This is a genomic window from Streptomyces sp. NPDC055749 (genome assembly GCF_053617235.1).
In genome coordinates, this window is the sequence record NZ_JBSHFH010000010.1 from 140,496 (window position 1) to 167,411 (window position 26,916).

Below are 26,916 nucleotides of genomic sequence, written 5' to 3' on the forward strand. Positions count from 1 at the left end.
CCATGGGACGGGTCACCGAGCGCCGCCGCACCATCCGCATCCGGGACGGGGCGGTCACCACCCGCCCGGACACACTGGTCGCCGAGGAGCCGCTGGAGATCCGGCTGAACGGCAAGCCGCTAGCCATCACGATGCGCACCCCGGGCGACGACTTCGCGCTGGCGGCGGGCTTCCTGGTGAGCGAGGGCGTGCTCGGTGAGGGCTCCGAGGTGCAGTCGATCGTGTACTGCGCCGGAGCGACGGCCGACGGAGTCAACTCGTACAACGTGGTCGACGTGCGACTCGCGCCGGGCGTCGTGGTCCCCGACATCACGCTCGAACGCAACGTCTACACCACGTCGTCGTGCGGCCTGTGCGGAAAGGCGAGCCTCGACGCCGTCCGCACCACGACCCGTCATCCCGTCGCCGATACTCCCCCGGTCCGGGTGACACCCGAACTCCTCGCCGGCCTCCCCGACCGGTTGCGCGAGGCACAACGGGTGTTCGACCGGACCGGGGGTCTGCACGCGGCGGCGTTGTTCTCGGAGGCGGGCGAACTGCTCGACATCCGGGAGGACGTCGGCCGGCACAACGCGGTCGACAAGCTCGTCGGCCGGGCCCTCACCGACGACCGGCTGCCGCTCTCACGGGCGATCCTGCTGGTGTCCGGGCGGGCGTCGTTCGAGCTGGCGCAGAAGGCGGTGATGGCCGGCATCCCGATGCTCGCGGCCGTCTCGGCGCCTTCGTCGCTGGCCGTGGATCTGGCGGCCGAGACCGGACTGACCCTGGTCGGCTTTCTCCGGGGTCCGTCCATGAACGTGTACGCGGGTGAGCACCGCATCGCCCTTGAGGCGACGGCCGGCAAGGGCTGAGGCGGCCCCGCCCGCTGCACGGGTCAGGGGTCCGGCCGGCGGGGAGCGCCCCCTGCGCCGGCCGGTCCCTCCTGCCCGCCGGACGGGCTCATGCATGCCGTCCCGTGCCGTCCTGTGCCGTCCTGGGGATCACCCCACCACAACGGCCTCCTGTGACACGGCCGGGCTCGTCGGCAGCGGATCGCGTGCGCGTCGTTTCGCGATCACCGCGCAGACCATCAGCTGCATCTGGTGGAAGAGCATCAGCGGCAGCACCGCGAGGCTCGCGTGCGCACCGAACAGGACGCTCGCCATCGGCAGTCCGGCGGCCAGGCTCTTCTTCGACCCTGCGAACTGGATGGCGATGCGGTCCCCCCGGTCGAACCCGAGCCGCTTCGCCCCGTACCAGCTCAGCGTGAGCATCAGCGCGAGAAGCACCGCTTCGGTGGCGAGGAGCGCGCCGAGGCGTACCGGGGTGACCTGGTGCCAGATGCCGGCGACCATGCCCTCGCTGAACGCCGTGTAGACGACCAGCAGGATCGACCCGCGGTCGACGTACCCGAGGACCTGCTTGTGCCGGGCGAGGAAGCCGCCGATCCAGCGGCGCAGCACCTGCCCTGCGAGGAACGGCACCAGCAGCTGGAGCACGATCTTCAGCAGGCCGTCGGCCGAGAATCCGCTGCCGCTGCCGCTGATCAGCAGGCCGGCGAGCAGCGGGGTGAGGAGAATCCCGGCGAGGCTGGAGAAGGAGCCCGCGCAGATCGCCGCGGGCACGTTGCCGCGGGCGATCGAGGTGAAGGCGATCGAGGACTGAATGGTCGAGGGGACCAGGCAGAGGAAGAGCAGGCCCTCCTGGAGCTGGGGCGTCAGCACGTGCGGGACGAGTCCCCCGCTCGCCAGTCCGAGCAGTGGGAACGCCACGAACGTGCAGGCCAGGACCGTGAGGTGGAGGCGCCAGTGCTTCAGTCCTTCGAGCGCTTCGGCGGTGGAGAGCCGGGCTCCGTAGAGGAAGAACAGAAGGGCGACCGCCCCGGTGGAGGCCCCGCCCGCCACGTCCGCTGCGGTTCCCGATGCGGGCAGCAGCGCCGCCAGCACGACCGTGCCGATCAGCGCCAGGATGTACGGGTCGATCGGCAGCCAGGACGGCAGCTTCGGTGTGCGGCGGCTCATGTGCTCCACGTGTCTCTCGGTCAGGTCGTGCCCTCCCCATCGTGCTCTTGATCACCGCAATCGGGAATCCGGTATACCGCTCTGACTGTCATCACGGATCGCGATAACCTGCCACCATGTACGACCCCGCCCAGCTCCGTACCTTTCTCGCCGTCGCGCAGACCCTGAGCTTCACGCAGGCCGCCCGCAGACTCGGCGTCCGTCAGTCCACGGTCAGCCAGCATGTGCGGCGGCTGGAGGACGCGACCGGCAGGCAGCTGTTCTCCCGGGACACCCACAGCGTCGATCTCACCGAGGACGGCGAGGCGATGCTCGGCTTCGCCCGGTCGATCCTTCAGGCGCACGAGCGGGCTTCGGCCTTCTTCACCGGCACCCGGCTGCGCGGCCGGCTGCGTTTCGGCGCCTCGGAGGACTTCGTCCTCACCAGGCTCCCGGAGATCCTGGAGTCGTTCAGGCGTGACCACCCGGAGGTCGAGCTCGAACTGACCGTGGAGCTGTCCGGGAAGCTGCACCAGCAGCTGGAGGCGGGCCGGCTCGACCTCGTGCTCGCCAAGCGGCGCACGGGCGACACGCACGGGGAGCTCGTCTGGCGGGACGCACTGACCTGGATCGGCGCGCCGCAGCTCCGGATCGATCCGGAGCGCCCGGTGCCGCTGATCGTCTTCCCGCCGCCCGGCATCACACGGGCCCGTGCCCTGGAGGTCCTGGAGGAGCACGGCCGCTCCTGGCGGGTGTCGTGCACGAGCACGAGCCTGAGCGGGCTCATCGCGGCGGCGCGCGCGGGCCTCGGCGTCATGGCGCACACCCGTGGGCTGATCCCGCCCGGGCTGGCCCCGGTCCCCGCGAGGGCGGGCCTGCCGGAGCTCGGCGACGTGGACTTCGTCCTGCTGCACGGCCGGCACCGGGGCGGGGCACAGGAGGCGGCGGACGCCCTGGCCGCGGCGGTCCTGGCCGGCGGGACCATTGGCAGAGAAAGGCCGCATAACCACACAGAGTGGGAGTGATCGCGGTGTACAGATTCGGTGGAGATTCGGGCGCAAGCCACTTACTCCGCGGTCAGAAGTCTGCCCGTGCCTGGCCCATCTGGCCGGATTTCTGCGGCTGACCTGTGCAGATGCCACGCTTTACGAATGCTTCACGCTCTCCCGCCACGGCGCCCGGTGGGGTAGCGTCGCGGCGCTGTGCGGAGGCCACGAGGAGCAGTTCATTGCGCGAGTTCACTGTCCCACCCATGGCGACCGCACCCCAAGTCGGCGGTCTCGCCGATGCTGTGTTCGACAACGCCGAGGACGATCCGCACCGGATCGCGCTCGGGCGCAAGGACGCGGCCGGGCAGTGGCGCGATGTCACCGCCGCGAGCTTCCGCGACGAGGTGCTGGCCCTGGCCAAGGGGCTGATAGCCCACGGCGTACGGTTCGGCGACCGCATCGCCCTGATGTCCCGTACGCGCTACGAGTGGACGGTCTTCGACTTCGCGGTGTGGACCGTCGGTGCCCAGTCCGTACCGATCTACCCCACGTCATCGGCCGAGCAGGTGCTCTGGATGCTCCACGACGCCGAGGTCACGGCCGTCATGGTCGAGCACGAGGACCACGCCATGACCATCGGCTCGGTGGTCGACAGACTCCCCCATCTGAAGCGGCTGTGGCAGCTGGACGCCGACGCCGTGGGCGAGCTGGTCGCGGCGGGCGCGCAGATCGACGACGAGGTGGTGCACCGGCACCGGCGCGCCGTGACGCCCGAGTCCGTGGCGACGGTGATCTACACCTCGGGCACCACCGGCCGCCCGAAGGGCTGTGTGACCACGCACGCCAATTTCATGTTCGAGTCGGACACCATGGTCAGCAGGTGGGAGCCGGTCTTCCACTCCAAGCCGGGCGACGAGGCCGCGACCCTGCTCTTCCTCCCGCTGGCCCACGTCTTCGGACGGATGGTGGAGATCGCCGCGATCCGCGGCCGGGTGAAGCTGGGACATCAGCCCGAGCTCTCGGCGAGCGCCCTGATGCCGGACCTGGTCTCGTTCCGGCCGACGTTCATCCTCGCCGTCCCGTACATCTTCGAGAAGGTCTTCAACGGAGCCCGGCGCAAGGCCGAGGCGGAGGGCAGGCTCGGACCGTTCGAGAAGGCCGTCGAGGTCGCGGTGAAGTACGCGGAGGCCATGGAGCACCGGGCGTTCGGCACGGGCCCCGGGCCCTCCGCCGGACTGCGGATGCAGCACCAGTTCTTCGACAAGGTCGTCTTCAAGAAGGTCCGCGACGCGATGGGCGGCCGGGTGCGGCACGCGATGTCGGGCGGCTCGGGCATGGACCGACGGCTCGGACTGTTCTTCGCGGGCGCGGGCGTCGTCGTGTACGAGGGGTTCGGCCTGACCGAGTCCACCGCGGCGGCGACCGCGAACCCGCCGGAACGCACCCGGTACGGCACCGTCGGGCAGCCGATCCCCGGCACGTCCGTGCACATCGCCGAGGACGGCGAGATCTGGCTGCACGGCGACAACGTGTTCTCCGGCTACCTGGGCGATCCGAAGTCCACCTCCGCGGTGCTCCACGACGGCTGGCTGGCCACGGGCGATCTGGGTGCGCTCGACGAGGACGGCTATCTGACGATCACCGGGCGGAAGAAGGAGATCCTGGTGACCTCGGGCGGCAAGAGCGTGTCGCCGGCCGGTCTGGAGGAGCGGGTGCGGGCGCATCCGCTGGTGGCGCAGTGCATCGTCGTCGGCAACGACCGTCCGTACATCGCGGCGCTGGTGACCGTGGACCAGGAGTCCGTGGACCACTGGCTCGCCATGCAGGGCCGGACGCCGCTGAACCCGGGCGAACTGGTGCGGGACCCGGATCTGGAGATGGAGGTCCGCCGCGCCGTGGTGGCCGCCAACACGGCGGTGTCGCAGGCCGAGTCGATCCGTACGTTCCGGATCCTGGCGCACCAGTTCACCGAGGAGCGCGGTCTGCTCACCCCTTCGCTGAAGCTGAAGCGCAAGGCGATCGAGACGGCGTACGCGGCCGAGGTCGACGCGCTCTATCACTGAGGGAATGGACGGGCGCCGAGGGAATGTGCGTGCTTCCCTGATCGTTGGAATACGGAGTACCAACCGACCAACGTAAGGATCGACCGCTCGTGAGCCAGGTCCCCTCCATCACCCTCAACAACGGCGTCGAAATGCCGCAGCTCGGTTTCGGTGTCTGGCAGGTGCCGGACGACGAGGCGGAGAAGGCGGTGGCCACAGCCATCGAGTCCGGGTACCGGAGCATCGACACCGCCGCGATCTACGAGAACGAGACGGGCACGGGCAAGGCCGTCGCCGCCTCCGGTGTCGCCCGCGAGGAGCTGTTCGTCACCACGAAGCTGTGGAACAGCCAGCAGGGATACGACAAGACGCTGCGCGCTTTCGACGCCTCGCTCGACAAGCTCGGTCTCGACTACGTCGACCTGTACCTGATCCACTGGCCGCTTCCGGTCAAGGACGCGTACGTGGACACGTACAAGGCCCTGGAGAAGATCCACGCGGACGGCCGCGCCAAGGCCATCGGCGTGTCGAACTTCCTGCCCGCGCACCTGGAACGCCTGATCGCCGAGACCTCCGTGGTCCCCGTGATCAACCAGGTCGAGCTCCACCCGCAGCTCCAGCAGGCCGAGCTGCGCGCCTTCCACGCCAAGCACGACATCGCCACCGAGGCGTGGTCGCCGCTGGGTCAGGGCAAGGGCCTCCTGGAGGTCCCGACCGTCCTCGCGATCGCCCGGAAGCACGGCCGGACGCCCGCACAGGTCGTCCTTCGCTGGCACCTCCAGACGGGCAACGTGGTGATCCCGAAGTCCGTGACCCCGTCGCGGATCGTGGAGAACCTGGACGTGTTCGGTTTCGAGCTGGACGCCGACGACCTGGCAGCGTTCGCCGCACTGGACGAGGGCAAGCGCCTCGGCCCGGACCCGGCCGAATTCGCCTACGACGCCTGAGTCACGCATCCCGGCGCCCCCACCGTGAAGACGGTGGGGGCGCCGTCGCACGGGCGGATACCGAACGCCGCTGTCCGAACACGCCGAAGGAGACCTGAACATGAGCGGGGACACCGCGCCCGTCGTGGAAGCGGGCCTGTACCGCCTGCGCAATGTGGCCAGCGGGCTGCTGCTGGAGGTGTACGGCGCGGCGAAGGGCGGCGGCGCCAATGTGCAGCAGGGCAAGGAGACGGGGTCGGCCGCGCAGCACTGGGAGCTCTCGCCCGTGCACGAGGGTGCGGCCCTCTACCACCTGGTCAACGCGAACAGCGGCAAACGCCTGGACGTCGCCAACGCCTCCATGGAGAACGGCGCGAACATCCAGCAGTGGCGGGCCAACAACTTCGGCGCCCAGGAGTGGCTGATCGAACAGCACCTGGAGACACCGGGCACGGTGACCCTGGTGAGTTTCATCAGCGGACTCGTCCTGGAGGTCGCCGGAGGAAGCACGGACGACGGGGCCAACGTCCAGCAGTGGGAGGACACCGACTCCCCCGGCCAGTGGTGGCAGTTGGAGCCGGTGGCACACCCCTGAGTACGCGTACTCATGACCGCGACAATCCGTTCGTCCCACAATCGAGCGGCCCTTGTCGTACGGGAAATGGAGTGCCTCCGTGAAACGTCTACCGCTGGCCGTGGCTGCCGGTCTGCTTCTGCTGACCGGCTGCGGCTCCGAACGCGTCGATGGTTCACCAGGTGCCTCGTCGACCGGCGTGCAGCCGTCCGCGTCGCAGGACTACGAGAAGCAGGCCGAAGAGGCCCGCGCGAAGCACGACCGGACGTTCCCGGATGTGGCGGCCCGCTGTGCGGACAGCAGCCCGAGCCCGTCGCCCAGCCGGACGGGAGCCACGGAGCCCGCGAACCCCGAGGCGGACCGTTACGCCGAGAACCACGCGTTCAAGCGGCAGATGCCGCTCAAGCCGGAGGCACAGTGCCGGGGGAAGGCCCACGCCGACCGGATCACCGACGCCCTGCGCGAGACCGGCGGGTCGGGCCCGTCGAACGAGCAGGCCGTGCGAGCCGTCCTGGAAGACCTCGGCTATCCGGCCGAGGGCACCCAGGTCTACGGCTCCGGGCACGCGCTCGGCTTCAGCCTGTCCGTTCCCGGTGGCGTCCCGTGCGTCAGCGGCGGAGTGGGCCCGCCCCTGAACGTCGAGGCCCACGGCCCGTACATGGAGGGCGGCTGCGTCGAGCCGCGGGGCGGGCACTGATCCCCTGAACGGCAGTCGCCAGGGAGTGTCCGGCCTACGCCTTCCTGGCCAGGTGCACCGTCCGGGCCGAGAGTACGAAGACGTCCTCGCGGTGGTGCAGCCCGGCCGGGTCCTCCGGGTCGAGGAGCCGGTCGAGTACGGCGATGTCCTCGGCCGACAGCCGTTCCGCGAATCCCTCGCGCTGGCGGGCGAAGCTCGCGACGACGTACTCGCGGGCGGTCGCGGAGATCGGCGCCGGCAGGTCGAGCAGGAAGCTGCGCGGGGCGTGCGGCTCCAGGCCGACCGCGGTGAACAGGGCGTTCCAGTCCTCGGTCTCCTGCTTTGCGTCCGGCAGCGACGCCCGCATGTCCGCGAACCAGTCCGCCTGGACCGCGTCGAGCCGGGCCTCGAGACCTGGCCTGCCGAAGCCGATGTCGCGGGGCAGCTGACGGGTCGGCAGCCCGCCCTCGACGAGCGCGACGGCGCCGCCGGGGCGCAGCAGTCCGGCGAAGCCGGCCAGGACGCCGCGCTGGTCGCCCATGTGGTGCAGGGAGTTGCCCGCCCAGATCAGATCGGCCTCGTCCAGCTTGCCGAGATCTTCGGGGAGTTCGGCGTGGAGGGTCCGGACCCTGTCCCGCAGGCCGAGCCGCCGCGCACGGGCGCTCGCCCGCTCCAGGAGGGCCGGGGTGCCGTCCACGGCGACGACCTCGGCCTCCGGGAAGACCTCGGCGAGCAGACAGGTGACGACGCCGGGGCCACTGCCGACGTCGAGGACGCGGCGCACCGTCGGGGCCGAGGGGAGACCGGCGATCCAGCGTGCGGCTTCCCGGTACTGCCCCATGCCGAGCTCGCCCTCCTGCTCCAGCCTGGGACCCATCACGTCCCAGTCGAAGTCGACGGAGTCGTGGCTGTGGCTGTGGCCGTGGCTGTGGCTGTGCTCCGTGTGCTTGGTCATGGCGTCAGCGTGCCCGGGATTCACGCCCCGGTCGAACTTTGTTGCCGGTTCGGCAAGCCGTGATCCAGGGACTCGGGCGGCCCGCCGCGGTACTCCTGCGGGCTCATGCCCCGGACGCGTTTGAAGGCGGCGCTGAAGGCGAAGGAGCCGCTGTAGCCGACCTTCCGTGCCACGGCCTCCACCGTGGCGTCGGTCCCCCGCAGCAGATCGGCGGCGACGGCGAAGCGCCAGCCCGTCAGATACGCCATCGGGGGCTCCCCGACCAGTTCGGTGAAGCGGCGGGCCAGCGCCGCCCGGGAGACTCCGGTCGCGGCGGCCAGGCCCGCCACCGTCCACGGATGGGCCGGATCGTTCTGGAGCAGCCGCAGCGCGTGTCCGACGACCGGGTCGCCCATGGCCACGTACCAGGCCGGAGCCTCGCCTCCCGGCCGGGCGAACCAGGTGCGGAGGCCGGCGATCAGCAGCAGATCCAGCAGCCGGTCCAGGACGACGCTCTGGCCGGGCTCGTCCTGGGAGATCTCGTCGTCGAGGAGACGCAGCAGCGGCCCGGTCCTGGCATCGGCGCGCAGGACGAGCAGCGCGGGCAGGGAGTCGAGGAGCCGCCGGCTGATCTCGCCCTCCAGGAGGTAGGTCCCGACGAGCATCGTCGCCGACCCGTCGGGGGCGTTGCCCCAGGTGCGTACGCCGAGACTCATGGACTCGGCGAGCGGCTCCCCGTACAGCGTGGTGCAGACGCCGCCCGGACCGATGCGGGACCGCGGGGAGGTGCCGGGCTCATCGGCCACCGTGTACGGCTCCGGGCCGCGCGCGATCGCGATGTCTCCGGGGCGCAGGAGGACGGGCGCCGCCCCGTCGGCGGGGACGATCCATGCCTCGCCCCGGGTCATGGACATCAGACAGAGCGGGGCCCGGTCCTCGATCCCTACCGACCAGGGCGGCTCCATGACCATGCGCAGCAGGAAGGCGCCTCTGGCCCGTGGCCCGTCCAGCAGTCCGGCGAGTGCGTCCATGCGCGCCAGCGTAGACGCACGCGCATGGAGGCGAGACGGTCGAGGATGTCGCGGGCGGCGCCGCCCCGCGAGTCTTGAGTCATGACGAAGAACACGGAGAACCTGAAGCAGGAAACAGTTCTGGTGACGAGCGGCACGGGCAAGACCGGCCGCCGGGTGGTGGAGCGGCTCACCGCTCTCGGAGTCCCGGTGAGGTCGGGCTCGCGCAGCGGCGGGGTGCCGTTCGACTGGGAGGACGAGTCCGGCTGGGAGGCGGCGCTGCGCGGCGCGGATGCGGCGTACGTGACGTACTACCCGGATCTCGCGGCGCCCGGCGCGGCGGAGGCCATGGATGCTTTCGGCCGGATCGCGGAGCGGAGCGGTGTACGGAGGGTGGTGCTGCTTTCCGGTCGCGGCGAGCCGCAGGCCGTGGTCGCGGAGGAGGCGTTGCGTGCGGCGGCTCCCGGCGTGGCGCTCACCGTCGTGCGGTCGGCGTTCTTCACGCAGAACTTCAGTGAGGGCGCCCTGCTGGACGGGGTGCTGGGCGGCGAGCTGGTGTTCCCGGGCGGGACCACCGCCGAGCCGTTCGTGGACGCCGACGACCTGGCGGACGTGGTCGTCGCCGCGCTCACCGGAGACGGCGGGGCCGAGGCCGTGCACGAACTGACCGGCCCCCGGCTGCTGACCTTCGACGAAGTTGCCGCGGAGATCGCCGCCGTGACGGGGCGTGAGATGCGGTACGTGCCGGTGAGCGGGGACGAGTACGCGGCGGGGCTGGTGGAGTACGGCATGCCGGGACCCGAAGCGGGCTTCCTGGCCGAGCTGTTCACGATGCTGCTTGACGGGCACAACGCAGTGACGACGGACGGGGTGAAGCAGGCTCTCGGCCGGGACCCGAAGGACTTCGGCACGTTCGCACGGGAGGCCGCGGAGGACGGCGTCTGGCAGGTGTGAGAAGGGCGGCGGGCCCCGGGTGCTGTCAGCTGCGGCGGAATGCCAGCAGCCGGTACTCGGGGTCGGTGCGCGGTCTGTCGGGCTCCGGCAGGCCGGTGAGCCGCATCGCGAGCCGTTCGGCCGCGTCCCCGGGAAGGTGGAGGCGCGAGGCGAACTTCCCACGGCGCACGGCCCGCGCCGTGTCGAGCGGTGAGCGTCCCTGGCCGTGGCCGGAGAACCGCGCCTCCCCCACCGGCTCCAGGCCGTACAGCGCCCCGTATCCGCCGACCCTCTCCGCACCGTCCGAGGGGTCCGAGGTGAGGTACGGGGCGAAGAGCTCGTCGATGTCGCTTCCCACGTCGTGCCCCTCGTCCTTGTCGACCGTGGTGACGAAGACTCCGCCCGGCCCCAGGACCCTGGCCGCTTCCGCCACCACGGCCCGCACGGCGCCCTCGGACCTCAGCAGGTGCAGCAGCCAGACCGCGCTGACGGCGTCGACGGACCCGGCGGCCAGCGGAAGCCGCCGTACGTCTGCGAGTGCCACCGCGCCGACCCGCTGGTGCGCCATCCGCGCCATGCCGGGCGAGGCGTCGGCGCCGATCACCCGGAGTCCGGGGCGGCCCAGCGCTATGCGCTCGGTCACGAGCCCCGTACCGCAGCCGATGTCGAGCAGGATGCGGGCCGTGGGCGGGATCAGGCCGAGGACGGCGCGAGCCGCTGCCTCGGCGCGGGGCACGCCGCCGCGCGTGGTGTCGTAGACCGCTGCCTCGGTGTTGTAGTCCAGCACGTGAATGACTCTAGAACACAGGTCTGACATCGCGGGGCAGAAAGGACACGCGCATATTGCCGCCGCGTCGCCCTGACCATAACTTGCGTTTATGGAGCTGGAGTTGCGCCATCTGCGGACCGTACGTGCCATCGCCGACACCGGAAGCCTGACCAAGGCCGCCGCCTCCCTGGGGCTGGCGCAGCCGGCACTCAGCGCCCAGTTGCGGCGGATCGAGAAGGCACTCGGCGGACCGCTCTTCGACCGGGACCACACGGGCTCCCGGCCCACGCCGCTGGGCGAGCTGGTGCTCGAACGGGCCAGGGTGGGGCTGCCGGCAGTGAGCGAACTCCAGGAGGAGGCGGTGCGGTTCGCCCACGCCTGGGGTGCGATGGAACGCTTCCGGCTCGGCGGGACGCACGGCCCGCTGCTCGGCGGACTCGTCGACCGGCTGGCCGCCGCCCACCCGACGGCGCCCGTGTCCACGTACACCACCTGGTCGGTGGCCGAGATCGCCACGCTGCTGATCGGCGGACGGCTCGACTTCGCGCTGATCGGCGCGTGCGGCGAGAGTCCGCCGCCCGAGCCGGACCGGCTCAGCTGGCAGGTCGTCGGCGTCGACCCGGTGTTCGTGATGCTGCCGGAGACCCATCCCCTGGCGGGCAGGACCGAGCTGGAGCTGTCCGCGCTGGCCGACGAGTGCTGGGCGGACGTCCCCGGTGACGGCTGCTTCGCGGACTGCTTCGCGACCGCGTGCGCCCGGGCCGGATTCACCCCGATGTCGGTGTACGAGACGGACACGGCGTCCGTCGTCCATCTGGTGCAGGTGGGGCGGGCGGTGGGGCTGTGCCGGGCGACGTTCCCGCCGACGCCCGGTCTCGTCACCCGGCCGATCGCCGGTTCCCCGCTGAGCTGGCGTCATCTGCTCGGCTGGCATCCGCGTTCACCGGCCGCCGACGCCGCGGCCGTCGCGGTGATCGGCCACACCCGGGCGGCGTACGCGGAGGCGGTGGCGCGCAGCGACAGCTATACGGGCTGGCTCGCCGCGCATCCCCGGTTCGGCGCCACGCCCTGAGTCACGAGCACGCGTGACGTGGGGCGCGGCGCCGGGTGTCACTGGGCGCCGTGTGCGGGGGCGATGGCCTCCACCCGCGTCGCCAGGGTCAGGTCCTTCTCGGTGACCGCGCCGCCCGCGGAGTGGGTGTTCACGGACAGGGCGACGGTGTTGTAGCCGAGCGTGAGGTCCGAGTGGTGCCCGAGCTCCTCCTGGATCTGCGCGACATGGACGGTCATGGCAGCGGCGGCGAAGTGCGAGGGGAGCCGGTATCCGCGGGTGATCCGGCTCCCCTCCAACGCCCAGCCTGGCAGGTCACCAAGGCGTGCCTCGATCTCTTGCTGCGACAGCGGTTCATCGGGCATGACACGGCTCCCTGACTGCGACGGCGGATCAACGGTGCCCGTGACGTTACGGTCTCCGTGCGGCAGCCGCCGCGATTGACACGGCGACGGCGTCAGACCCTGGCACCATTGTCGAGCGGGTCACGGCGCGCCGCCGGTGCCGTCCGGCGCTTGGAAGCGCCGACGGGCGGCGGGGCCTTGCTGCTCCTTTCCAGGACGAGGGCGAGCGGCACGGCGGTGAGCACCGAGGAGTACGTACCCACGCAGACCCCGATGAGCAGGGCGAGCGCGAAGTCCGCCAGCGAGTCGCCGCCGAGGACGGCGAGCGCGATGAGGATGAAGAGCGCGCCCATGCCGGTGTTGACGGTTCTGGGGACGGTCTGGAGGACCGCCCGGTCGGCGACCGTGGCGAGCGGCAGGCCCCGGTTCTTCGCCCACAGTTCCCGGACCCGGTCGAAGACGACCACCGAGTCGTTGACGGAGTAGCCGATGACGGTGAGCAGGGCCGCCAGGAAGATGCCGTCGACGGTACGCCCAAGCCAGGCGAAGGCGCCGACGAGTACGACGATGTCGTGGACCAGTGCCCCGACCGACGCCACGGCGAACGTCCAGCGGAACCGGACGGCCAGGTAGGCGAGCTGGACGCACACGGCGACGGCGAGGGCGATCAGGGCGTTGCGCCGCAGTTCGTCCCCGAGGCTGGGGCCGATCAGCTCGTCGCGCACCTTGACCGTCTGCCCGCCCTCCTCGGCCAGCGCGGCACGCAGTGCGTGCTCCCCGTCGTTGTCGAGTTCCCCGGTGCGTACGGAGAGGTCCCCCGCGCCCGCTGTGGTGACCTCGGCGTCGCCGAAGCCCGCGGCGGCGAGGGCCGTGCGGGCGGTGTCCACGTCGACGGGACGGCTGGTGGAGTACTCGACGAGACGGCCACCGGTGAACTCGACGCCGAGGCCGACCCCGCGCACGACGATGCCGAGCACGGCGAGGGCGACGAGCGCCGTGGAGATCATCAGCCACCGGCGCGGTGACGCGAACAGCCGCGGATCACGGCGGGTCAGCCACGTCCGTACGCGGCCGGGGCGTGCGATGCCGTTGACGCCCCGGAAGTCGCTGACGAACCGCGAGCGGGCGGCCGTCTCGGTGAGCGCGCGGGCGATGACGAGCGCGGAGAACATCGAGGCGAGCACACCGATGGCGAGCGTGACGCCGAAGCCCTTGACGGGTCCTGAGCCCAGGAGGAAGAGGAGTCCCGCCGCGATGAGGGTGGTGATGTTCGAGTCGGCCACGGCGCTGCGGGCGTTACGGAATCCGGCGGCGAGCGCGGAGCGCAGGGAACGCCCCGGGCGGGCCGCGCACTCCTCGCGGGCCCGCTCGAAGACAAGGACGTTGGCATCGACCGCCATCCCGATCGCGAGGACGAATCCGGCGAGCCCGGGGAGTGTGAGGGTGACGCCGAGGGCCACCAGCGCGGCGTACGAGATGACTCCGTACGCGGCGAGGGCGACGGCGGCGAGCGCGCCGAAGAGCCGGTACACGAAGGTGATGAAGAGGGCGGTGGCGGTGGCTCCGATGAGGGCCGCGGCGGCGCTGGCCTCGATGGCGGCGGCGCCCAGCGTCGGACCGACGGTCCGCTGTTCGACGATCTCGACGGGGACGGGCAGTGCGCCGCCCTTGACGAGCAGCGCGAGTTCGCGGGCCTCGTCGGCCGAGAAGGAACCGGTGATGCGGGTCGATCCGGACGGGATGCCGACGTCGCAGCCGACCGAGGGGTCGACCTGCGGCGAGGAGATCACCTGCTGGTCCAGGACGATGGCCACCCGGCGCCGGTCGTCCTGGACGGGGTGGCAGGCGGCCTGGCCGGTCAGCCCGGTCCAGTGCCGGGCCGCGTCCTTGTGGAAATCGAGGTCCACGGTCCAGCCGGCGCCCTGCTGGGCGTCGAAGACGGCGGTGGCGTCCTTCACTCCGGCGCCGGAGAGCTGTGCGGGGCCGAGCGCGAGGAGGCGGCCCTGTTCGTCGGGCAGGGACACCGTGCCCTTGTCGCCCTCCTTCGCCGGGGTACCCGCTCCTTGCACGGCGTGGAAGGTCAGCTGGGCGGTTCTGCCGAGTACGTCGGCGGCCTTGCGGGGGTCCTGTACGTCGGGTAGTTCGACGATGATCCGGTCCTCGCCGGAGCGGGTCAGCGTCGGCTCGGCGACGCCGAGGGAGTCGATGCGCTGGCGGAGCACCTCCAGGGTGCGGTCGGTGCTCTCCCGGTCCGCGACCGCGGTACCGGAATCCTTGGCCTGGAGCACCATGCGGGTGCCGCCCCGCAGATCGAGGCCGAGTGCGGGTGACATGGTCAGCGTGATGTACACGGAGACGAGCAGTACGGCGGCAGCCAGAACCGCTCGCACCGTGGTGGCGCGAGTCATGGGAATCCTCCGAGGGGGCGCCGGCCGCCCTCACCTCAGCGAGGACGGAACGGCTGCGCGATGGAACAGGTCCGTGGACCGGTCGGCCGACCGGTGGAACCTGCGGGAGGACCCCGTACACCGGGCAGCGCGGCGCAGGCGCGGCCGGGAGCGAGGACGGGAGCGTCGGCCGTCCGCGGCCCGGTGGCGCGCGGCACGGCCGTACGGTGCGGACACGGCGGCAGGGCGAGGTGGCCGGGCGCCGGAGGACATGGGGAGGTGTGGGGGCGTTCGGTGCCGGCGCGGGGCGGTCCCGCCGGGTCGCCGCCGGGTGCGCCTGCGCGACGGGGCAGGGACGCTGCCGAGGGCTGCGGTTGGCGGGGCTCCTGGGCAGCCGGTGCGAGCGTGCGGGAGCGGCGGGTGTCGTGGGGGTGTCCCGGGCGCGCCGTCCGGTCGGTGTGCTGGGCCGGCGGGTGTGCGGCGGGTGCGTGGGCGGTGGATGCCGGGCCCGCGGAGGCGTGGGCCGGGAGACCGGCCGCCGCTGCTGCGGGGGCGCCGCCGACGAGTGCGAGGACGGTGAGGAGGAGCGCGGCCAGGATGTGCCGGGCGCCCGCGGTCCGGGATTGGGGTCTGCCCGGGGACGCCCCCGGGAGGGGGGTCACCTCGGTCGGCCGGGAAGGGCGGCGGGCGTCGTGCCCGGATGGCGCAGGACGGAGCCGAGAATCAGTCCGGCGCCGCGCACGACCGCGGTCGACGGGTCGTCGGCGAGGCGGACCGGCACCCCGAGGCGGACCGCGATCCGGTTGGTGATGTCGGGGCGCATGGCCCCGCCGCCGGCCAGCAGAGGTCCCTTGCGCAGGGCGCCGCGGAGCGCTCCGTGCCGGTCCTGCCGCCACATCGACATGATCATGTCCAGTACGGAACGGACGACTGCGCCGGGCACGGAGTCCGCCGCCGGATCACTGAGGCCGGACTCCGCCTGCCGGGCGTCGGCGACCATCCCGTCGACGAGCAGGGTGACTTCGGTCAGTTCGGCGCCCATGTCGATGACGAGCAGCGGACCGCCGCCCCGGGGGTCGGCGTACGCTGCGGCGGCCCTGGCGCTGTCGAGTACGACGACGCGGGCCGGACCGAGCGCGGTGAGGAGTTCCCGCGCAGCCGCCCGGTGCCCGGCTCCGGCGAGGACCGGATGGCTGAGGACCATCACGGTGTCGCTCCGGTCGGGCCCCAGCGCCGCGTCGGCGATGCGGCCGAGCAGTCTGCCGCAGGATTCGGGGTCGACGATGCGCCCGCGCCGGACGGGCCGCCCGGAGGGGTCTTCCGTCACGGGGTCGAGGACGAGCCCACGCCCCGGGACCCATGCCCGGGTCCGGGAGCTGCCGAGATCGATGGCGAGGCCCCGCATGGCCTGCCGCCGGTGAACCGGCCGGCCGTGTCGCCGCCCTTCGCGCAAAGAACTCATCGCCCCTCACCCCCGGCCCGCTGATAGCGAGGCTTGATCGATCCTTCACTATGCAATACCGGGGCGAAGAACGCCACTTCCTCAAGGAATCAAAGGGCTGCTCCCTCAGACCTCCGTGGCGAGAAACGCCTCGACCAGCTCGGCGAACTCGTCCGGAGCCGCGATCCGGACCCCGAGATCCTCTGCCTTGGTCCGCTTGGAACCGGCCTTCTCCCCCGCGACCAGGAGACTCGTCCGCTTGGAGACACTGGATGAGGACTTCCCGCCCGCACGCTCGATCAGCTCGTTCATCTGGTTGCGGGACAGCTTCTCCAGCGGACCGGTCATGGCCCCGGTGACCACCACCGTCATCCCGTCGAGCGGCAGCTCCGACCGCGTTTCACCCGCGTCCTGTTCCGATCCGGGCTCCGGCGGCGGCGTCGCACCGGGCTCCGTCATGTTGACCCCGGCGTTCACCAGCTTCCCGATCAGCGGGGCGAGCTCGGCCAGCTCCACGACCACGCCCGCCGCCTTCTCCTTGCCGATGCCGTCGACCAGTTGAAGCGTCTCGACGTCCGCGGCGACGATGCGGTCCATGGTGGCGAAGTACCGGGCGATCCGCCGGGACATGGAACGCCCCGTGCCGCGTACCCCGAGGGCGCAGAACACCCGGGACAGCGGGCGGCTGCGGGCCGTCTCGATGGCGGCCAGCAGATTGTCCGTGGACGTCTCGCCCATCCGGTCCAGGGCGAGCAGCTGCTCGCGTTCCAGGGTGAAGAGGTCGGCGAAGTCGGCGACCAGTCCGGCGTCGACGAGCTGCACGACCCGGGTGGAGCCGAGGCCCTCGATATCGAGCTGGTCGCGGCCCGCCGCGTACGAAACGGAGGCGACCAGGCGGCAGTTACGCCCGCGCGTGCACCGCCAGCGCTGCTCGCTGGTGTCGATCTCGGAGCCGCACTGCGGGCAGGTCTCCGGAAACTCGATCGGCTGCTCGTCGCCGGTCCGCAGATGGGCGACGGGCGCCTCGATACGGGGGATGATGTCGCCCGCCTTGTAGACCATCACCTGGTCGCCCAGGCGCAGATCCCGCCGGGTGATGTCGGCCGGATTGTGGAGGGTCGCGAAGCTGACGGTCGATCCGTCGATCTCGACCGGCTCCAGGACGGCGCGCGGCGCGATGATGCCGGTACGGCCGACATTCCACTCGACGCCCAGGAGCCGGGTGACCTTCTCGACGGCCGGAAGCTTGTACGCGATGGCCCAGCGCGGCGCCCGCGTGCCGGAACCCGCCTCGCGCTGATCGGCTGCCGAATCCGCCTTGATCACGATGCCGTCGATCCCGAACGGCAACGAGGCGCGCAGCGCGGCGACTTCCTCCACCCTGGCCTGCACCTCCTCGACCGTGGTGACGGTGCGCGGCGCCACCTCCGTGTCCCCCGCCGTGTGCACGCCGAGCCCCGAGACGTACGCGAGGACCTCGCTGTGCGGGAGTTCGGCCAGGGTGCCGGTCAGTTCGCCGGAACCGGGCAGCGGGAGCGCGCCGTACGCGAAGAACGTCATCTCGACGCGGTAGGGCCGGTCCTTGGCGCGCAGGGTGCCGGCCGCGCCGTTGCGCGGGTTGGCGAAGGGGGCGCCGCCGTGCTCCGTACGCACCGTGTTGGCCTGTTCGAACTGCTCGTCGGTCATGAGGATCTCGCCGCGCACCTCGATCGTCACCGGGGTGCCGAGCCGCTCGGGCAGGCCCATGACGGTGCCGATCGCATGCGACACGTCCTCGCCCGCGGTCCCGTCGCCCCGGGTGATCAGCCGTTCCAGCCGGCCTTCCTGGTAGCGCGCGGCGATGGCCAGACCGTCGAGCTTCGGCTCCACGCTCCAGGCGGCGACGGGTCTGCCGATGCGCCGCTCCAGGGAAGCGGTCCAGGTGACGAACTGCTCGGCGGAGAAGACGTTGTCCAGGGAGAGCATGGGGACGGTGTGGGGTACGTCCCCGACGACGGCGCCACCCGCGACCTTGCCCGTGGGGGACGCGTCCAGCACGTCCTGGGGGTGCTCTTCCTCGTAGGCGGCGATCCCCCGTGCCAGGCGGTCGTACGCGTCGTCGTCGAGCGTGCTCTCGCCCGTGGCGTAGTACGCGGCGGCGGCCTGCGCGGCCTGGTCGACAGCGGCGGCGTACGCGGGCGCGTCGGCGAGCACAACAGCTGAGTTCGTCGTCATGCCCCTATCCTGCCGCCCACCACTGACAATGCCCCTGAGCCGCCGGCCCGCCCCTCAGCCCAGGGCGCCGGGCACAGCCTCGCCCGCGGGCAGCGGCACCTGCGGTCCGGACGCCTCGCGCAGCCAGCAGGCCAGGACCCGGTGCACGGCTTCGGCGCCCACCAGGTCTCCCCCGGTCCCGGCGGCGTCGAGCGGATCGGTCATTTCGGAGGGCCAGAGCAGGAACGGCCGCGACTGCTCGCCGCCCAGCCCGCCGTGCGAGCCGATCTGTTCCTCGAAGGCGTGCACGGTCCCCGCACCGGGGTCGAACATCGAGTTGACCATGACGTCGGCGACATGCGGAAACGTGTCGGTGCGCCGCACCGCGTCCGCCGCGCCCGGACCGAAGACGGCGAGCGGACCTTCCCCGTCCGTCAGCTCCGACACCGGGATCTCGGCGCCGGCCCCCAGCACCACCGAACCGTGCTCCTCGCTCCGTACGAGCAGGAAGCCGATCCCCGGATGACTGGCGAGCGTGCCCAGGAGCGCGGGGTGGCGGCGGTCGATCTCCTCGCGCGAGGCCCGTCCGGTGATGTCCGGGAAGGACAGCAGCCCGAGGTTGCCCGAAGCGAGCACGACCGGGTCGGACGCGGTGGCGGGGTGCTCGGCCTCGCCCGCGTCGACGGGCCTGTGCAGGGCGATCCGGACCGCGTCACGGGCCTCCGAACCACTCTTCGTACGCTGCGCCCTCCGGGGCACCGGAAGTCCGCAGCCCGCCCGCACCAGGTCCTTCAGGGTCAGCCCGTACTTCCCGGCGAAGGTCTCGCCGGGGCTCTGGCCGTGGTCGGAGAGCAGCACGATCCGGTAGGTGCGCGGGGCCTGTTCGGCGACCTTCGTGATGAGGGCGAGGGAACGGTCGAGCCGTTCGAGGACCTTCTCCGTGTCCCTGCTGTGCGGCCCCGAGTGGTGCGCGACCTCGTCGTAGGCGACGAGGTCGGCGTAGACGGCGGTGCGTCCGGCGAACATGTCGCCGATGACGGCCGCGACCACCACATCGCGTTCGACGACGGTGGCGAAGGCCCGGATGAAGGGGTAGAGGCCGCCGCGCTTGATCCGCGGTGTCTCCTTCCGTACCCGTGCCCGCGTCGACTGGCCCATCTCGCGGCCGACTTCCGCGACGAAGGACAGCGCCGTACGCACGGCGTTGGCGGGGTCGGAGAAGTACGCGAAGTAACCCGCCCGTGAGCGCCGTCCCTTGCCGCGCCTGGCGGCCATCGACAGTACGAGGGCGAGCTGGTCGGCGCCGCCGCTGAAGAGATTGCCGCGGCTCGCTCCGTCGACGGTGAGCAGACCTCCGTCGTGGGTGCGGGCGATGGCGCGGCGCTGGAGTTCGAGCGCGCTCGCGGGTCTGCTGGAGACCATGACGGTGCCGGTCTCCTTCTCGTACCACCGGAAGGCGGGCACGTCGTGGTTGCTGCCGTGCAGGATGCCCAGCTGGCTGGCGCCCGTCTGGCTCGACCAGTCCGTGCGCCACGGCATCAGCCGGTGGCCCGTCCCGTCGGACAGCCACCCGGCGACCGTCGGCATCAGCCCGTCATCGGCGGCCCGCGTCAGCACGTCGTGGCCGACCCCGTCGAGCTGGATGAAGACCGTGCCGGGCGGCCCTCCCCGGCCGCCGTCCGCGGTGCCCGCCGTGCCTCTGCGGCGGCGGCGCCGGTCGGCGAGCCGGGAGAGCCGGCGCCGGTAGGCGTCGTCGTCACGGACGGCGAGGGCGGTGGAGGTCGCGGAGGCGACGGCCGACATCACCGCGGCGACGACGACCGCGGTCTCGGGATCGGCGGCCCCGCGGTCGTCCGGGATGAGGCTCAGCGCGATCAGCAGGAGCGAGCCGTTGAGGAAGAAGACCAGCGCGCCCAGGACGAGGGCGGGCACGATGAGCAGCGCCCGCACGAGCACGGGCCAGACCAGCGCCGAGAGCAGACCGAACGCTCCCGCGCCCCAGGCCGCGGTGAACGCGGTCTTGGTGACGGTGTCACCGTTGTCCGACTGGAGCTGGAACTCGGGCAGGATCCCGGCCAGCGCGAGCATCGTCAGGGTGGAGACCGCCCAGACCGCCAGCACCCGCATCAGGGCCCTGCCCGCCGTACGCCATCGCCCGTCTCTCACGCCGCCCCACCTCACCCGTCCGGGCCCGGCATCTCGTCACTGGGCCCATAAACAGCCTTTCACAGCGGGCTTCGTCAGGCCCTGACTCCGGATCCCGGCGGGGGGGGCCGTCAGCAGCCGTCGTATCCGGCGGTCGGCATGGAGAGTCTGCGGTGGACGCGCGCCTTCGACCGGGAGGTGTACACCGGTTCGTCGAGGCCCGTCAGCTCCAGTCCTATGCCACGCCGCTCGCACTCCGCGGTGAAGTCGGGCACCGAGGTGAGGGCCTGCGCGAGAACCCGGTCGTTGGGTGCCACGAACAGGTCGATCTCCCCGCCCTCGACATCCGCCCACAGGGAGCGGTGGTCGGGCCGCAGCCGGTAGACCCCCAGCCTGCGGATGACGACGTACCCCTGATCGGCCGCCCAGCGGGCGCACATGGCCTGCTGACTGCGCGTGTCGACGAGAAACGGGTCGGCGTCGAGCTCTTCCAGCGGTGTGAGGCTGGCGATGGCCGCCACCCGTACGTCCCTCATGACCGGTCCCCCCGAACCTCGGACTCTGCCACCGACCCTACCCAGCGGTCGCGGTCCGTAGCCGTCCGTACCCGGGCAGGAACGGACCGACTGGTGTGCTCCGGCGTGCGAAGGGCTCGGGGCGCATAGTCTCGTACGGGACAGTGCGCGGGGCTGAATGCGTGCGGGGCGGGGAAGAGCGAGGAGGCGACGCGTGCCGGTGGAGGTCACCTGGTGGGGTCATGCCACGTGCACGATCGAGGATTCCGGGGTCCGGGTGCTGACCGATCCCCTCTTCGTACGCCGCTTCGCGCATCTGCGCCGCCGTCGCGGCGCGGTGCCGCCGCCGGAGGCCGCCGCCGCCGAGCTGGTGCTCGTCTCGCATCTGCACTCCGACCATCTCCATCTCCCCTCGCTGGCGCGGCTCGCCCCCGGCAGCCGGCTGGTCGTGCCCGCCGGGGCGGTCCGGGCAGTGCCGGGGCTGCGCGTGCTGCGGCGGGTACGGGGGCTGCAGATCACCGAGGTCGAGGCGGACGACGAGGTGAAGGCGGGCGAACTGCTGGTGCGCGCGGTCCCCGCCCGGCACGACGGCCGCCGGCTGCCCGTCGGTCCGCACCGTTCACCGGCGCTCGGTTACGTCGTCGAGGGCGAGGCGCGCACGTACTTCGCCGGGGACACCGGCCTCTTCGACGGCATGGCCGAGGCGATCGGTCCGGTGGACGTGGCGCTGCTGCCCGTCGGCGGCTGGGGCCCCTGGCTGGGGCACGGCCATCTGGACGCCACCCGGGCCGCCGAGGCGCTGACCCGGCTCGGGCCGCGCTCCGCCGTCCCGGTGCACTACGGCACGTACTGGCCGGTGGGGATGGACGGGATCCGGCCCCACGAGTTCCACGCGCCCGGGGAGGAGTTCGTGCGGCAGGCCGCCCGGCTGGCCCCCGAGGTGGCGGTGCACCGGCTGGAGCACGGTGAGCGTGTACGTCCGGAGACCGCGTGGTGATCGTCGAGGTGGTCCGGCAGCTGCCGCCGGAGTCGACCCAGCAGGCCGTCGGCTATCCGTCACTGTTTCTCCTGGTGGCGCTGGGCTCTCTGGTGCCGGTGGTCCCGACGGGGGCGCTGGTGAGCTCGGCGGCCGTGGTGGCGTTCCATCAGACGGACCCGTTCGCCCTGCTCGTGGTGTTCGGGGTGGCGTCGGCCGCCGCGTTCCTCGGCGACATCTGTCTCTACTGGCTGGGTCAGCGAGGGGTGCGGTCCAGGAACGGCTCCAAGTGGCTGAAGGCGCTCAGCGCCAGGGCCGCTCCGGAGCGCCTTGCGCAGGCACAGCGGAAGCTGGACGAGCGCGGCGGAACCGTGCTCGTGCTGTCCAGGCTGGTGCCCGCGGGCCGGATCCCGGTGATGCTGGCGTGTCTGCTCGGCCGGATGCCGCTGCGCCGATTCGCCCGCGGGGACATTCCGGCGTGTCTGGCCTGGGCCGCGACGTACCAGCTGATCGGGATCCTGGGCGGGTCCCTCTTCCCCGAGCCGTGGCAGGGCGTCGTCGCGGCGGTGGCCCTGACCCTGCTGATCAGCGCGGCACCGGCGGTGTGGCGCAGGCTGCGGTTGCGGTTCGGTCAGTGAGCGAACACGCGTGAGGCGCCGATCGGCAGGTCCCAGAGCCGCTCCCGCGGATGCCCGGCCCGCTGCCACTCGGTCCGGAGCCGGGTGAGCGGTTCGAGGACCGGCTCGGCCGAGAGCAGGAACGTCGCCCAGTGCATGGGGGCCATCGCCCGGGCGCCGAGGTCCTCGTACGCCCTTACGGCGTCCTCCGGGTCGGTGTGCACGTCGCGGAGCCACCAGCGCGGTTCGTACGCCCCGATCGGCAGCATCGCCAGGTCGAGGCCGGGGTGGCGGCGGCCGATCTCCTTGAACCAGTGCCCGTAGCCGCTGTCCCCGGCGAAGTAGATCTTCTGCCCGCCGTCCTGCTGGTCGCCGAACACCCAGCCGCCCCAGAGGGACCGGCAGGTGTCGGTGAGCGTCCGCTTGGACCAGTGGTGCGACGGGACGAAGTCGAAACGGACACCGTTCAGCTCCGCCGACTCCCACCAGTCCAGCTCCGTGACACAGCTGAAGCGGCGTCGCCTGCACCAGCGGCCGAGGCCGGCCGGGACGAACAGCGGTGTGTCCCTGGGCAGCCTGCGCAGGGTGGGGGCGTCGAGGTGGTCGTAGTGGTTGTGGCTGATGACGACCGCGTCGATGCGCGGGAGGTCCTCCCAGCGGACACCGACGGGAGTGATCCTGGCCGGGGTGCCGAGTATGCGGCGTGACCACACCGGGTCGGTGAGGACCGTGAGCCCTCCGATGCGCACGATCCAGCTGGCGTGGCCCACCCAGGTCACCGCGGTCGTAGCGGTGTCCGTCGCGGGCAGCGGGGCGGGGGCGAACGGCAGCCGGTGAATGCCGCGCACGCCCTCGGCGTTGGGCCGCATGGCGCGCTCACGGGCCAGGCGCGTCATGCCCCTGATGCCGGGCAGCGGCGAGGTGAGACGGTCGGCGAAGGTGCGGGGCCAGACGCGGACCTCGCCCAGCGGGCGTGTCGCGTTCGTGCGGTCCGGGGCCGCGGTCCCGGTCTTCCGCAGGGGGCGCTGCGTCTGTTCCGTCATCGAGCGGCTCCTTCATCGGAGTTCGTCGAGGGCGCTTGCGAACTTGCTCAGCGCCTGGGCGACATGCGGCAACTTCAAGGGCTCCACCGCAGTGAGGGACTCCAACTGCTCCTCCTGGGTTGCTCCGAGCAGCGGCCCGGTGCCCAGCCGCACCCGCAGCGCGCCCAGTTCGTCCCCGAACCGGTGCCCGCCGGGCGTCGGCGCGCCGAGCCGGTCCGTGAGGTACTCCTCCAGCTCCATGGAGTCCGTGACGCCCCGCGCCGCCAGCCGGGACCGCAGCGGGCCCAGGTCCGCGTACAGATGACGGCCCGCCTGCGGGGGCCTGGCCAGGGCGCCGGACCTCAGCACGGCCCGGTGGGCGGCGGCGGCGACGCCCGCCTGGAGCTCGGCGGCCTGCCGCATCCTGAGCGTGACGGCCTCCGGTTCGCGCAGCGCGTGGGCGGCGGCGGGGGCGACGGGTCCGGCGACCAGTGCGCCGAGCGCGGTGAGGACGTCGAGCGTACGGGCACGGCGCGCCGCGGCCCGTTCGGTGGCCGGGAAGCGGGCCACCGCGACCGGCCAGGCCGCCGGGGTCAGGGCGCCGGCCAGGTCGGAGAGCACGGTGACGTCGTCGGGGCACATCTCGGCGGGGCTGAGCAGGACCGTGTCGTGCGGGCGGTGCAGCGTGTCGCGCCAGGTCTCGTCGCTGATGATGTGGAGCCCCTCGGCGACGGCTGCCTCGCACGCCTCGCGGACCAGTTCGGGCGGGGCGACGGTGGCGGTCGGGTCGTCGACCACGGAGATCAGCAGGAGCCGGGGCAGGCCGCCCTCGGCGCGGACCCTGCGGACGGTTTCGAGCAGGGCGTACGGATCGGGGATGCCGCCGCACTCGGCCGGGGTCGGCACATGGTAGGCGGGGCTGCCGAGGAGGCGGGCCTGCGGTGTCCAGGTGGCGGGGCAGGGGCGCGGCATGAGCACATCGCCGCCGTGGGCCGCGATCAGCGCCAGGAGCAGGGGCTGTGCTCCGGGTGCGGCGACGATCTCGTCCGGTGCGGTGTGCAGCCCGCGCCGCGCCCAGTAGGAACCGGCCGCCTCGCGCAGGACGCTTCCGCCGCCGGGGGGTTCGGGGTGGGTACGGGCGGCGGCTGCGGCGAGCACGGCGGCGAGTTCCGGGAGCACGGGGAGGCCGGGGTCGGGGGCGGGCGGGCCGTACCGGACGGGGCCGTGGTCCTCCCGCCTCACACGCTCGGTCCCCTTCATCCCGGGCCTCCTTCGCCGGTGGTCCCCTGTGTCGCTCTCAGGCCCCTTTATACGGAGGTTTCCCCACCGGCGCCCGCGCACGGGTCCGGGCGGGGGCCGCGTAACCGGGTCGCCGCTTCACCCGTGGGTGGTTGGGTGGGGCCCCTCCGGAGTGTCTCCTCGGGACGGGCGCGGCACCCGGGTACGGAGCGAACGAACCCGGGTCCTACGCCCGCCCCTGCGGGGACCCTCCTGCACGGCCCCACCCACGTCTCGCCGACCCCTGCGGCCCGGTGGCACGGCCCGCAGCTCCCGCTCCGGCCGGTCCGGGGCCGTGCAGGAGGGTCCCCGCAGGGTGACGAACAGATACCCGGGCTCCCATCCGGACCCGCCGAACGTTCGTTGCCCGAGGAGACACTCCGGAGGGGCCCCGGACCAACCACGGACGGGCAACCAAGGGACCGCGGTCACCCCGCGAACGGAGTACCCGGCACGCCCACCCCCGCATCCGGCAGGACCAGCAGCGACCCCGACAGCGGATGCGGCGCCACAAGCCCCGTACGCGCCGTCGAGACGTACAGGTCACGCAACCCCGCCCCACCGAACGCACAGGACGTGGGCCGCCGCACCGGCAGCGCGACCGTCCGGTCCAGCCGGCCGTCGGGCGCGTACCGCCGCAGTGCCGCACCGTCCCACAGCGCGACCCACACGCACCCCTCGGCGTCGACCGTCAGGCCGTCCGGCGTACCGGCCCCCGCCTCGATCACGGCGAACGGGCGCCGGTTCACGGCGCGGGTGCCGAGGAAGTCGAGGACGTCCACGCGCCCCGTGCCCGAGTCGATGTAGTACATCAGCCGGCCGTCCGGGCTCCACCCGGTGCCGTTGCTGCACGCCACGACGCCCAGCGCGTCCGTCACCGATCCGTCCGCCGTGACCCGCGTCAGGCGACCGCCGGCCTCGTCCTCGTCGTAGCGCATGGTCCCCGCCCACAGCGCCCCGTCGGGCGCCACCGCCGCGTCGTTGCCGCGCCGCCCCGGGACGGGATCGTGGACCAGCCACGTGAACGCGCCCGCGGCGTCGTACAGCCCGATGCCGTCGCGGAGGTTGACCACAAGGCCCCCGCCCGCCCGCGGCTTCGCCGCTCCGACGTGCTGCTCGGTGGCCAGGACCGTACGGCGGCCGGATTCCGGGGCGTACGTGTGGATGCGCGAGGCGAGGATGTCGACCCAGATCAGGCGTCCGGTCGCCGCGTCCCAGGTGGGGCCCTCGCCGAGCTCCGCCTGTTCCCGTACGGCTGTTTCGACGGCGGGCTTCATGCCTGCACCGTGCGGTGTCCGAGCCGGGCGGAGAGCGCGTCGGCGCCGCCTGCGGCGAGCCGGGCCAGTTCCTCTTCGCGCTCCTCGTTCCAGCGGATCATGGGTACGGAGATGGAGAGCGCGGCGACGATACGTCCCCCCCTGTCGCGTACGGGCGCGGCCACGCAGCTCACGTCCGGGTTCGACTCCCGGTGCTCGACCGCGATGCCGCGCTCGCGGACGACGGCGAGCGCGGCCCGCAGCTCGGCGGCGTCGGTGACGCTGTTCTCCGTCATAGCGACGAGTTCGCGGCCGTCGAGCCTGGCGTCGAGCTCGGCCTCGGGCAGGGCGGCGAGCAGGAGCTTGCCCACGGAGGTGCAGTGCGCGGGGAGTTTCCGGCCGGCTGCCGAGACCATCCGGACGGCGTGCGTGGAGTCCACCTTGGCGATGTAGATGACCTCGGTGTCCTCCAGGATCGCCACGTGGACCGTCTCCCCGCAGCTCTCGGCGACCTCCCGGGCCACCTGCTGGCCCTCCGCGGCGAGGTCGAGCTGTTCGGCGTACCGGCTGCCGAGCTGGTACGTCCGTACGCCCAGCCGGTAGCGGCCGGGCTGCTCCGGGACCGTCACCAGGTAGGAGCGGGCGGCGAGGGTGGTGAGCAGCTCGTGGACGGTGGTGCGCGGGAGCTGTAGCTTGCGGGTGACCTCGGGGGCCGAGAGGGTTCCGTCACCCTGGAGGAAGAGTTCCAGTACATCCAGCGCCCTGGTGACCGCTGGGACGAGTCGTCCCATGTTCTCCAACCCATTTCGTTGTTCGACACTCCGGCCAATGACCGGAATCACGAACGCAGGCTAACCGG

At 72.3% G+C, this 26,916-nt stretch carries 24 protein-coding genes; 10 read left to right on the forward strand and 14 right to left on the reverse strand.

Annotation, left to right across the window (positions count from 1 at the left end):
• Positions 1-2 precede the first annotated feature (2 nt).
• Positions 3-851 carry a formate dehydrogenase accessory sulfurtransferase FdhD gene (gene fdhD, locus ACWGO0_RS10475; protein WP_453531041.1) on the forward strand — a complete coding sequence of 283 codons (849 nt, stop codon included), beginning with the start codon at positions 3-5 and terminating at the stop codon, positions 849-851.
• A 129-nt stretch (positions 852-980) separates the two neighbouring features.
• Here the strand turns inward: fdhD and ACWGO0_RS10480 are convergent, their stop codons facing one another.
• Positions 981-2,000, reverse strand: coding sequence for a bile acid:sodium symporter family protein (locus ACWGO0_RS10480; RefSeq protein WP_453531044.1), 1,020 nt, complete (start codon positions 1,998-2,000; stop codon positions 981-983).
• Between the two features lie 116 nt (positions 2,001-2,116).
• Here ACWGO0_RS10480 and ACWGO0_RS10485 point away from each other — a divergent pair, with 116 nt between their 5' ends.
• The 5 genes from ACWGO0_RS10485 to ACWGO0_RS10505 all read left to right on the forward strand — a co-directional run bounded on the left by ACWGO0_RS10485 (position 2,117) and on the right by ACWGO0_RS10505 (position 7,207).
• Positions 2,117-3,004 carry a LysR substrate-binding domain-containing protein gene (locus tag ACWGO0_RS10485; RefSeq protein WP_453531047.1) on the forward strand — a complete coding sequence of 296 codons (888 nt, stop codon included), beginning with the start codon at positions 2,117-2,119 and terminating at the stop codon, positions 3,002-3,004.
• Between the two features lie 227 nt (positions 3,005-3,231).
• Positions 3,232-5,031 carry an AMP-dependent synthetase/ligase gene (locus tag ACWGO0_RS10490; protein ID WP_453531050.1) on the forward strand — a complete coding sequence of 600 codons (1,800 nt, stop codon included), beginning with the start codon at positions 3,232-3,234 and terminating at the stop codon, positions 5,029-5,031.
• 89 nt (positions 5,032-5,120) lie between these two features.
• On the forward strand, positions 5,121-5,957 hold the full coding sequence (locus tag ACWGO0_RS10495) for an aldo/keto reductase (RefSeq protein ID WP_453531053.1): 837 nt from the start codon (positions 5,121-5,123) through the stop codon (positions 5,955-5,957).
• Between the two features lie 100 nt (positions 5,958-6,057).
• Positions 6,058-6,531 (forward strand): RICIN domain-containing protein, encoded by a 474-nt coding sequence (locus ACWGO0_RS10500; RefSeq protein WP_453531056.1) that lies wholly within the window; start codon positions 6,058-6,060, stop codon positions 6,529-6,531.
• 79 nt (positions 6,532-6,610) lie between these two features.
• A complete protein-coding gene (locus ACWGO0_RS10505; RefSeq protein WP_453531059.1) occupies positions 6,611-7,207 on the forward strand; it encodes a hypothetical protein in 597 nt (198 codons plus the stop codon).
• A 34-nt stretch (positions 7,208-7,241) separates the two neighbouring features.
• Here ACWGO0_RS10505 and ACWGO0_RS10510 read toward each other — a convergent pair whose 3' ends face one another.
• Positions 7,242-8,141 carry a class I SAM-dependent methyltransferase gene (locus tag ACWGO0_RS10510; protein ID WP_453531062.1) on the reverse strand — a complete coding sequence of 300 codons (900 nt, stop codon included), beginning with the start codon at positions 8,139-8,141 and terminating at the stop codon, positions 7,242-7,244.
• Positions 8,142-8,161: 20 nt separating this feature from the next.
• The gene (locus ACWGO0_RS10515; protein ID WP_453531065.1) at positions 8,162-9,151 is read right to left on the reverse strand and encodes an AraC family transcriptional regulator; all 990 of its coding nucleotides are present in this window, start codon (positions 9,149-9,151) and stop codon (positions 8,162-8,164) included.
• An 81-nt stretch (positions 9,152-9,232) separates the two neighbouring features.
• Between ACWGO0_RS10515 and ACWGO0_RS10520 the strand changes: the two genes are divergently transcribed.
• Entirely contained in the window at positions 9,233-10,084 is an 852-nt protein-coding gene (locus ACWGO0_RS10520; RefSeq protein WP_453531067.1) for an NmrA family transcriptional regulator, read from the forward strand.
• A 25-nt stretch (positions 10,085-10,109) separates the two neighbouring features.
• Here ACWGO0_RS10520 and ACWGO0_RS10525 read toward each other — a convergent pair whose 3' ends face one another.
• Complete coding sequence (locus ACWGO0_RS10525; RefSeq protein ID WP_453531070.1) at positions 10,110-10,850, reverse strand: class I SAM-dependent methyltransferase; 741 nt, start codon at positions 10,848-10,850, stop codon at positions 10,110-10,112.
• A 91-nt stretch (positions 10,851-10,941) separates the two neighbouring features.
• On the opposite strand from ACWGO0_RS10525, the gene ACWGO0_RS10530 reads away from it, so the two are divergent.
• Positions 10,942-11,904 (forward strand): LysR family transcriptional regulator, encoded by a 963-nt coding sequence (locus ACWGO0_RS10530; RefSeq protein ID WP_453531073.1) that lies wholly within the window; start codon positions 10,942-10,944, stop codon positions 11,902-11,904.
• Positions 11,905-11,942: 38 nt separating this feature from the next.
• Here the strand turns inward: ACWGO0_RS10530 and ACWGO0_RS10535 are convergent, their stop codons facing one another.
• The 6 genes from ACWGO0_RS10535 to ACWGO0_RS10560 form a co-directional block, all read right to left on the reverse strand.
• On the reverse strand, positions 11,943-12,248 hold the full coding sequence (locus ACWGO0_RS10535) for a 4a-hydroxytetrahydrobiopterin dehydratase (RefSeq protein WP_453531076.1): 306 nt from the start codon (positions 12,246-12,248) through the stop codon (positions 11,943-11,945).
• 92 nt (positions 12,249-12,340) lie between these two features.
• Positions 12,341-14,635, reverse strand: a complete 2,295-nt coding sequence (gene secD, locus ACWGO0_RS10540; RefSeq protein ID WP_453531078.1) for a protein translocase subunit SecD — start codon at positions 14,633-14,635, stop codon at positions 12,341-12,343.
• Between the two features lie 637 nt (positions 14,636-15,272).
• A complete protein-coding gene (locus ACWGO0_RS10545; protein ID WP_453531081.1) occupies positions 15,273-16,076 on the reverse strand; it encodes a rod shape-determining protein in 804 nt (267 codons plus the stop codon).
• Between the two features lie 105 nt (positions 16,077-16,181).
• Complete coding sequence (gene ligA / locus ACWGO0_RS10550) at positions 16,182-18,269, reverse strand: NAD-dependent DNA ligase LigA (protein WP_453531084.1); 2,088 nt, start codon at positions 18,267-18,269, stop codon at positions 16,182-16,184.
• 54 nt (positions 18,270-18,323) lie between these two features.
• Positions 18,324-20,375: an alkaline phosphatase family protein gene (locus tag ACWGO0_RS10555; RefSeq protein WP_453531170.1), complete on the reverse strand. Its 2,052-nt coding sequence runs from the start codon at positions 20,373-20,375 to the stop codon at positions 18,324-18,326.
• 149 nt (positions 20,376-20,524) lie between these two features.
• Positions 20,525-20,929 carry a hypothetical protein gene (locus tag ACWGO0_RS10560; protein WP_453531087.1) on the reverse strand — a complete coding sequence of 135 codons (405 nt, stop codon included), beginning with the start codon at positions 20,927-20,929 and terminating at the stop codon, positions 20,525-20,527.
• Between the two features lie 193 nt (positions 20,930-21,122).
• Between ACWGO0_RS10560 and ACWGO0_RS10565 the strand changes: the two genes are divergently transcribed.
• Positions 21,123-21,905: an MBL fold metallo-hydrolase gene (locus ACWGO0_RS10565; protein ID WP_453531090.1), complete on the forward strand. Its 783-nt coding sequence runs from the start codon at positions 21,123-21,125 to the stop codon at positions 21,903-21,905.
• Positions 21,902-22,522, forward strand: coding sequence for a DedA family protein (locus tag ACWGO0_RS10570; RefSeq protein ID WP_453531173.1), 621 nt, complete (start codon positions 21,902-21,904; stop codon positions 22,520-22,522). The genes ACWGO0_RS10565 and ACWGO0_RS10570 overlap by 4 nt, the downstream gene beginning before the upstream one ends.
• Here the strand turns inward: ACWGO0_RS10570 and ACWGO0_RS10575 are convergent.
• The 4 genes from ACWGO0_RS10575 to ACWGO0_RS10590 form a co-directional block, all read right to left on the reverse strand.
• Positions 22,516-23,544: an MBL fold metallo-hydrolase gene (locus tag ACWGO0_RS10575; RefSeq protein ID WP_453531093.1), complete on the reverse strand. Its 1,029-nt coding sequence runs from the start codon at positions 23,542-23,544 to the stop codon at positions 22,516-22,518. The two genes, ACWGO0_RS10570 and ACWGO0_RS10575, sit on opposite strands and share 7 nt — an antisense overlap.
• Positions 23,545-23,556: 12 nt before the next feature.
• Positions 23,557-24,783: an aminotransferase class I/II-fold pyridoxal phosphate-dependent enzyme gene (locus ACWGO0_RS10580; RefSeq protein ID WP_453531096.1), complete on the reverse strand. Its 1,227-nt coding sequence runs from the start codon at positions 24,781-24,783 to the stop codon at positions 23,557-23,559.
• A gap of 446 nt (positions 24,784-25,229) precedes the next feature.
• Positions 25,230-26,078, reverse strand: a complete 849-nt coding sequence (locus tag ACWGO0_RS10585; protein ID WP_453531099.1) for an SMP-30/gluconolactonase/LRE family protein — start codon at positions 26,076-26,078, stop codon at positions 25,230-25,232.
• Positions 26,075-26,848, reverse strand: a complete 774-nt coding sequence (locus ACWGO0_RS10590; RefSeq protein ID WP_453531102.1) for an IclR family transcriptional regulator — start codon at positions 26,846-26,848, stop codon at positions 26,075-26,077. Before ACWGO0_RS10590 ends, ACWGO0_RS10585 begins: the two co-directional genes overlap by 4 nt.
• Positions 26,849-26,916 lie beyond the last annotated feature (68 nt).